The organism is Mesorhizobium sp. M8A.F.Ca.ET.202.01.1.1, from assembly GCF_004791595.1.
Classification (GTDB): Bacteria; Pseudomonadota; Alphaproteobacteria; order Rhizobiales; family Rhizobiaceae; genus Mesorhizobium.
This window is the reverse complement of record NZ_SRUN01000040.1, coordinates 1-7,804: the sequence shown is the minus strand read 5'-3', so window position 1 is coordinate 7,804 and position 7,804 is coordinate 1. Positions and strand designations below refer to the sequence as shown.

Sequence of the window (7,804 nt, the reverse complement as noted above, 5' to 3'; positions counted from 1 at the left end):
ACAACTTCGGTCGCAGGCTCAAGACCCTCAAAGGCCTTACGCCCTACGAGTTCATCTGCAAGGCGTGGGCGTCACAACCGGAACGCTTCAAACTCGATCCGCTCCAGCAAATGCCGGGACTAAACATCTAGCACAACGCCTGCCGAATGTTGAGTTCTGGGTCCCGGCGTGCCTCGCACCAGCACCTTCAATCAACTCAATGTGTTCTGACCTGATGCACAGATAACGCATGCCGCGCCGCTCTCGTGTGAATCGCAAACCAAAACCGCTCTCACACCTTCCTGAAATCCGCTAAAAGTGCGTATCGAACGACACCTTACGGATTGTACCCGGCCGGGCGAGGCGCCGGGTCACTACCGGTGACATCTCGGTATCGACGCCGATCCCACTTGAATCGGCACCATCCCTCCGATACTTGTTCTAGCGAGGAAATTTCCCTTGGCTCCCCCCAACCACGAGCAAGGTCCTCGTTCCAATTGTTCAACCAACTGGGATTAAACACCGTCTCGACATAACGGACTCCGTGGTCGGGGAGAAGTGTCAGAACGAACTGCGAAGGCTCCTGAGCTGCGCGCCACTCTGCGACAGCAAGAGCGGCACCGCTCGATGGCCCGACAAGCATCCCAGTACGACGATGGAAATCGTGGACCATTTGGACCATTTTCGGAACCGGCACCCAGTGGACTTCGTCGCAGAGTTCAAAATTCACATTGCCCATGGGAATTCCTGCGCCCATCGCCAGAATCTGTTCAGACGTCTCCCGACACATCTTGCTGATGCGCGTGGCCCTGGCACCAAATATCACGCTTCTATTATGGTCGACCGCGATTACCTTTAAGTCTGGATTTTCTCGTTGTAATACGGACGCAATTCCAAAGAGCGACCCCCCGCTGCCGACCGTACCCACGATTAAATCAATCTTTGGCTGTGTCAGCAGGGCTCTCTCCGCAATCGGTTTATAAGAGAGAGAATTCAATGGGTTTGTGTACTGCTGTGGCCAAAAACTGTCCGGCATTGATGAGCGTAACTCGGCCAACATCTCCAGACGGGCCTGCTGTATCCCACCTTCGCAGTTCTTGCTGGCGTGGACCGTGTGTAGGACTGCGCCCATATTCTCCAACCTCCAGCGGACGATTTGCGACGTTGGACCGGTAACCAGCGTCAGGCGCAGATCATATAGCGAACACAGGATAGAGAGTGCCAAGGCGAACGTGCCAGAGCTGCTTTCAATGACGCGGCCGCCGGCTCGTAAATGTCCGCTCGCCAGCGCAGCATCAAGAATGTGCTTCGCAGGCGTAAATTTCATCAGGTCGAACTTTGCGACGACGAGATTTTGCGCGACCTGCACGAGCTTTGGGAAGGAAAGCTCTTCGACTATGTCGGGGTGAAATAGCTTTACGGAAGGTAGATCCATGATTCGATTGCCCCTCATTATGTTGAAATAGCGGAACGGTAGAACTACTGCCTCACGAGCCGTCTTCTTCGGACGACAAGGCAGCTGGCCGAGGCGTCTTTAGCGCGCGGCTTAATTGGGTCAGCGACGATGCCGGCGTTGAAAGCGCATTGACGCTCGGCATTTTCCCTTCGCTCCTTCCATTGAAGCTGAACAGTCGGGCCGGTAGAGAGCTCCCGCGGCTTTCCTCTGAATGACCCAAACCTCATGCCAATTCGGATTGGTCGAGCTGCAGAAGGGGAGGATTGCATTTCCGCTATTCGGCCCATCCAATTAACTACAGCGCATTTGAAGGATTGGCCGATGTGCGTACGACTCCAGCCATTTTGTTTGCTTTCGGCCTGGCCGCGGCCAGCCCCATTCCACACCTCTGTCACGATCTATTCGCGTCGATTATTTGGCGGACTTGGGCCCAGCGCCGCGTTCGCTGAAAGCAGCCCTATCGCACCGCAATCCCGCCGGTGCGCTTCCTGAATATGGCGCCTGCTGTGTGCTAGCACGATCGCAATCGCTAATTGGGCCGACAGAGCCAGACCGATCGGCTAAGTGGAAGCTCGACCCAAAGTCTCAAGTGCGACTCTATGGCGCCGACGCTCCGCGAGATAGAAATCGATCCACGCCTTCGTCTTAACCGGCCGGGTCATGCCTAGTGTCCCGCCAAGGCGTGACGGGACGCGCGAGCCTTTGAACGTCCACTGGGCAATCTGCGTCATCGGGACGCTGACGTGTAGCATGTGGGCGGCGAGCAAGTGCGGATTCCGGCGAAGCCGGGCATGCATTCCGAACTGATGCCGGCCACCTATTCCAATTTCATTCCGGCCACTGTTCCGATTTGAAGCCGGTCACTTTCTGGGTCTGAACCTGGGTCGTTTGGATGTTTGGTTCGAGTTCGGTGAAGGTCAAGCAGGCGATGTGTCCGGCGACGAGATTGATCGTTTTGGCATGCTCTCGCCGGACAGCTCGATCCGATAACGCATAACGCGTCGCGCGGTCTGAAGCTCTCAAAATTTGTCGAAGATCAGACGCAGCCGAGCCTGAAAACCTCTTCATCAGGGTTGAACACGATCTGGCCGGGGCGGTTGTAGGTCAAGCCACCTGCCAGCGGTATGCGAAGCTCGCCGCGCGCCGCCTTCTGCCGCTCCCCTTGATTCAGGCGGATGCGGATCTGGTGCAACTCCGCTTCACTCATGATCCCCGAGAGCCACTAACCATGGCCGGTCGTGATAGGCGCAGGGATCGTAGAGGCGCTCGCCATCGGGCGTTGATAACGCCGAACAATGAACACAACTCGAGGAGTTGATGCCAATCCCGGTTGTTGCGCGCCAATCGAGATGCATCGAGCCTGACCACCAGACCCGCGTTGCCAGCCCGATCTCGGCGATGAGCCGTTGGAAGCCGCCGCGCTCGACTTGGCCGTTTCCTGATTTTCCAAGATCCTCGTCGATTACGACGACACGATCCGGCGGCCAGCCTAATCTGACGGCGCGGTCCACCAAACTGTACTGAAGTTCGGCGCTTTCCTGGTGGTGGCGCACCTGGTTTATTGAGGAAATGGCGCACATAGACGTAAGAACTGTGAACGTCGGACGGCTGTGAGCCGCTCGTCAGGACTGCTCGGAATAGCCAACATCAAACCGCTCCCTGGCCGCTGGCGCGTTCGGCGGCATCCGGCGGATCAGAGTCGCGAGCATCTGCGCGACTTGGTGCTGAGATACCGGTAGGAGATTGTTCCAAAGGCTGGGCGTATCTGGCTTGATCCGTACCAGTGGAACACTGGTCTCCGGTAGAGACACCGCAGTCCGATGCGCCAAGCATGAGCAACCATCGCAACTCTCTCTTGAGTTACTAAAGATGATTCGCGCATAATACACTAAAGGAAGCAAAATCAGAATGGATATTAACTTCTCGCCGCGCTACGATGTTCATGATCATCCTCGCTAGCAGGCGACAAATCCGTCACTGACCGGCGCATATCGCGTGACCGTCCATCCTTCAGCTTGTCGGGCACGATCAGGCGGGGGAACGCCCTCGAAGAAACGGAACATCCGCACATGGGTGCCGATCCAGTGCGGCAGGGTCTGCGTCCACGTCGCCTCCGCATAGGTGAAGCTGGAGGCCCCGAACCTGGCGGATCTCGCCGGTGCGCGGGTCGACAATGGCGATCTTCGTGCCCGAATAGTCGACGAAGACCTTGTCGCCGGCGACGTGATGCTGCCGCATCGTCGGCGAAAGCCGCCGTTCGAAACCGCGAAAGAGATCGCCGAGCGGCTGCAGCCATAGCCGCCGGGATGCACGGCGCGATATTCTTCCCACAAAATGAGGAGCGTAACGCCCGGCTTCTTGAGCTCGACGACAAGGTCGGCCCAGTTCGGTTCAGGGCGACGCCGCATGCCCTGCTTGACCCCGGCCCGTGCGAACAGCTTGCCCTCGAGGGCATCGTCGGTCAGTTCGCCCGGCAGCGGCCAGGTCAGCCCCGCCGTGGTCCCTCGCTTCAGGTTGTCTTGAATGGTGCTACGCGCCACCCCGAGCGTCGCGCGATGTCCCGGGCGCTGGTCCCGTCCCTGCCAAGCCGGAGCATTTGTCTCCATTGTCTCATGGTCAGCTTCCTCTTTGCCGGCATCACGCTTTCCTTGTTCGATACAAGGAGCGTCATGCCGCAGTTGCTGACCCAGGTGGTGCTCTTCAGTCGCTCGAAAGTGGCCGGTTATTGATCGGAGTCCTGGCCGGCTTCATTCCGGAATGGTGGCCGGCTTCAAATCGGAATACCCGGCCGGTTTGAATCGGAATCCGCGAGCAGGCGTTCGCGCTCGAAAGGTTCGGCGTTGCCGTCGAGCTTCTTGATGGAGGGAGTTAGAAGCCGACTCTTGGATTCCTTCGGAGCCCCCAAACAACTGGTCAGAACGACGGGTCCTACGCTACTGTTTTTGTAACACCTATGACAGGTGCTATCTGGGATCACTCCTCCAGACTTTCTCAGTAAGCCGTTGAGTAGCAACAGAAAGGTATCTTCTCAGGTCGCTCTGTGCAGTTGGCCCGATTTTTGAGACTTTGCGTAGTGAGGCGGTAGAAATGTGCCGATTTGATGTTGCGGGCAGCGTTGATGTCGATCGGGCGCACAAGGAAGTTAAACCGGATTCGCGTCAGATAGCATCGTACCGCGAGGGGCAGTGCAATTGCCCGAGCCCATGGCACTTGTCGCCTAAAGCGGCGGGACTTGATCGACGGCAGCAAATGTAAGTCTCACTCCGGTATTCAGATATATTGCGAGGTTCACCATGCGGGCAACAGAAGGACGCGGCGAAGCTATCGGCCATCATGGCGAGCTCATTCAAGGCGTTTTTGAAGACCAAAATGCTCGTCTGCACCGTGGGCTGATATCGCTTCCTTGCCGCCACCTCAAGTCCACGGCGAATTTCAAGAATAACGGCGAAGAGAGGTTGTCCGTCACCCCGCAGCATTGCCAAAAGGCAAAACGCGCCGCGGAGCTCACGCTCAAGACTTTTGCCCGGAGCTCGATCGGCGGACGTCTGACAATAAAAAGCAATATCCCTATTGGACGCGGCATGGGCTCATCTACCGCTGATGTGCTGGCCAGCATCTTGGCCGTTCTCAATTACCTCGACCTCGAATCAACACCTCATCGCATAATGGCAATTGCGGTTGGCGCGGAGGCAGCTTGCGATTCGACGCTCTTTTCCCAGCAAGCGGTGCTCTTCTCGCATCGCGAAGGTTTCGTGATAGAGGCCTTCAGAAACCCGCTTCCGGCGATCGACTTCATCAGCATAGACACAACTCCCAACCAGACCGTTGACACTCTTGTATTCAAGCCGGCTCAGTACGATCCGTTCGAGGTCGGAGTCTTTCGGCCACTCCGGAGTCTTCTCCGTAGAGCGATCGACGACTCCGACGTTGGTCTGCTTGGACGAGTTGCCACCGCAAGCGCTAGAATAAACGAGAGATTCCTCCCCAAGCCCCGACTGTTCGATATCGAAGCGATTGGCGCTCGCCATGGCGCTCTCGGGGTACAAGTTGCTCATAGCGGGACAGTTGTCGGCTTAATGTTCGACCCGGCGAAGGAAAGGAGCACCGAAAACATGGATCTCGCGATGTGTGACCTTAGAAACATAGGTTTAAACCCTTCCGCATTTCGGCACTGAATCGGTCTGGGAGTAAAAAGTGGCTAGCAAACCTCTAATGCGCAATCTTGTGGATTTCGAGAACCCTAGAATCATCGAATTGAACGATGGCCTGTATGGCGCCAGTTTTTTTCTAATGAAGCTTCTTCCAGCCCGGTTTATCCTAGAACGGGCCGTGGAGCAAAGAGCACTGAAAATAGGTGCCAGCATTTGTGACTCTTCTTCAGGGAATTTTGGGCTCGCCTTGGCCATGCTTGCTGCACAGCATGGCTACAAACTTACACTAGTGAGCGACCCGTCGCTCGATCGGCACCTTCATACACGCCTTGCCCAGCTTAATGTGCACGTAGACGTCGTCAGCAAGCCAGCGCGCGGTGGTGGATTTCAACAGGCGCGCTCGGAAAGGCTGAACAGGTATCTCAGGGAGATACCCGGCAGCTATTGGCCCGCGCCCCACTCAAACCCGGATAATCCGCTCGCCTACGCGAAGCTAGCGGAGTTGCTCATCGATCGAGTGGGAAAAATCGACTGCCTGGTGGGCCCCGTCGGGTCAGGGGGCTCCATGTGCGGCACGTCCAGGTACTTACGAGTGCCGTTCCCCGGATTGCATACTATTGGAATTGATTCGCCAAAGTCAGTTCTATTTGGCCAACTTAGCGGCAAGCGACAGCTTAGCGGGCTGGAACGGAGCATCATTCCCTCCAATATCAATCACAGTCATTTCGACGAGGTACATTGGCTGACGCAAGCAGAAGCATTTCATGCGACTCATCGTTTACACCGAGACTATGGGCTATTTATGGGACCTACCGGTGGTGCTGCGTATAGGGTCGCGAACTGGTGGTCTCAGAGGAATCCTGGCAAGAAGGTTGTCGCCATATTTCCTGATGAGGGGCATCGCTACATCGAAACTGTCTATAACGAGGACTGGCTTAGATCCGTCCCTGGATGGCGTGAATCGTTGCGCGAACAGCCAGTGCCTGTTGCCGCGCCCACGGGGGAATTGACGGGCTGGTCCTATTTTGCCTGGGGCAGGCGAACACTCGATCAAGTGCTTGCCAGCGCGATGGAGTATGCGCCCCTCCGGTCATCTTTCGAAAACCGTTTGCCTCCGCAGTCGATAAAGCAAAAAAGACCCAGTGGGGCAATGCACCTCAAGCCGATTACGCCTCCCTCCGAAGGGTGCGGTGCGAGGCTAATAGCTTTGTCTCGCTTTGATGATGCCGCGGTCATCCATTTAAAGCTTGATCCAGAGCAGGAGCAGTTTGTGGATCCGTTGGAAGTGGTGTTCTCGGATCTTCGAAATAGCTCTTGGCCCGAATGTGAGCATCCCTTCTCGATTGTAGTTCGCGACGAAGCTGTCGGTTTTTTTGTCCTGCGCGAAAAAATGGCTTTGCCAGAGTGGGCACCGCCGGATGTGATCACTTTGCATAGCCTTCGCGTGGGCTCTACACATCAACGCAGCGGATACGGTGAGGCAGCAATGAGACTTGCCGTCCAATGGGTCTTAGTCAACCGACCAGCCGTCGCCTGCCTCTTGCTTGCAGCAAACGTCCGCAATCTCACAGCTAGAAACGTTTACCTGAGGTCGGGCTTTTGCGATACCGGCGCTACTTACTGCGGCCCGGTTGGCACTCAAAATATCCTTAAATACATATTCGATTCAGAATAGTTGGAAGGTTTGAAGCTTGCACTTTTAAATTACAGATAGCTCGCCTGAGGGGCCATGCTCCACGAGCGAGCGCTTTCGGGCCGGCGTGCCTCATAGCCACTATCTTACCGGGGCGTTGCGCCTTACCTATCAAGCGACATCCGGAAGTGACCCCTCCTATTGCCTCACCGAGGAATGTTCCCGAACGCGATAGGGCCGACATGGGCCCTTTCTCCATCCGTCGCGGCGGAGGGAGATAGCGGCCAGCTCTTCATCCAACCGCCATCGAGGATGATCAGCCCAGCCATTTCCATGCGCCAGACCTTCACAAGCCGTTGCACCATTCTCAGGTTCTTTTCCTTAAAGCGCGAGGGGTCGATCTTTGTCAGGCGTTGCAACACACTTGCTGCCGAGAGCGCCGGCTCTTCCTCGAGCCATCCTTGATCTGCGCCTCGAACGGCTCGTACATGCTGGGTCTCTTCGGATAGGGTTTGGTCCGCCGATACGGCCGCCGATGCGTTGGTCGGGTCTCGCCACTCTTCCAGGCCGTCTTCAGATTCGCGG

Annotated in this window: 6 protein-coding genes and 2 pseudogenes; 3 read left to right on the top strand and 5 right to left on the bottom strand. The window is 56.5% G+C overall.

The window, feature by feature from the left end:
- Window positions 1-131: pseudogene (locus EN845_RS33695) on the top strand (IS481 family transposase); the annotation flags it as partial.
- Between the two features lie 185 nt (window positions 132-316).
- On the opposite strand, the gene EN845_RS33690 reads toward EN845_RS33695, so the two are convergent.
- The 4 genes from EN845_RS33690 to EN845_RS33680 all read right to left on the bottom strand — a co-directional run bounded on the left by EN845_RS33690 (window position 317) and on the right by EN845_RS33680 (window position 3,975).
- A complete protein-coding gene (locus EN845_RS33690; protein WP_127308887.1) occupies window positions 317-1,414 on the bottom strand; it encodes a pyridoxal-phosphate dependent enzyme in 1,098 nt (365 codons plus the stop codon).
- 1,057 nt (window positions 1,415-2,471) lie between these two features.
- Window positions 2,472-2,642: a hypothetical protein gene (locus EN845_RS35685; RefSeq protein WP_167531565.1), complete on the bottom strand. Its 171-nt coding sequence runs from the start codon at window positions 2,640-2,642 to the stop codon at window positions 2,472-2,474.
- Complete coding sequence (locus EN845_RS33685) at window positions 2,635-2,988, bottom strand: hypothetical protein (RefSeq protein WP_127308888.1); 354 nt, start codon at window positions 2,986-2,988, stop codon at window positions 2,635-2,637. The genes EN845_RS35685 and EN845_RS33685 overlap by 8 nt, the downstream gene beginning before the upstream one ends.
- A 402-nt stretch (window positions 2,989-3,390) precedes the next feature.
- Entirely contained in the window at window positions 3,391-3,975 is a 585-nt protein-coding gene (locus EN845_RS33680; protein ID WP_210212277.1) for a transposase, read from the bottom strand.
- Window positions 3,976-4,728: 753 nt separating this feature from the next.
- Here EN845_RS33680 and EN845_RS33675 point away from each other — a divergent pair.
- Entirely contained in the window at window positions 4,729-5,610 is an 882-nt protein-coding gene (locus EN845_RS33675; RefSeq protein ID WP_127308889.1) for a GHMP kinase, read from the top strand.
- Window positions 5,611-5,629: 19 nt separating this feature from the next.
- Entirely contained in the window at window positions 5,630-7,261 is a 1,632-nt protein-coding gene (locus EN845_RS33670) for a pyridoxal-phosphate dependent enzyme (RefSeq protein ID WP_127308890.1), read from the top strand.
- Between the two features lie 164 nt (window positions 7,262-7,425).
- Here EN845_RS33670 and EN845_RS33665 read toward each other — a convergent pair.
- Window positions 7,426-7,804, bottom strand: a pseudogene (locus EN845_RS33665) (hypothetical protein); the annotation flags it as partial.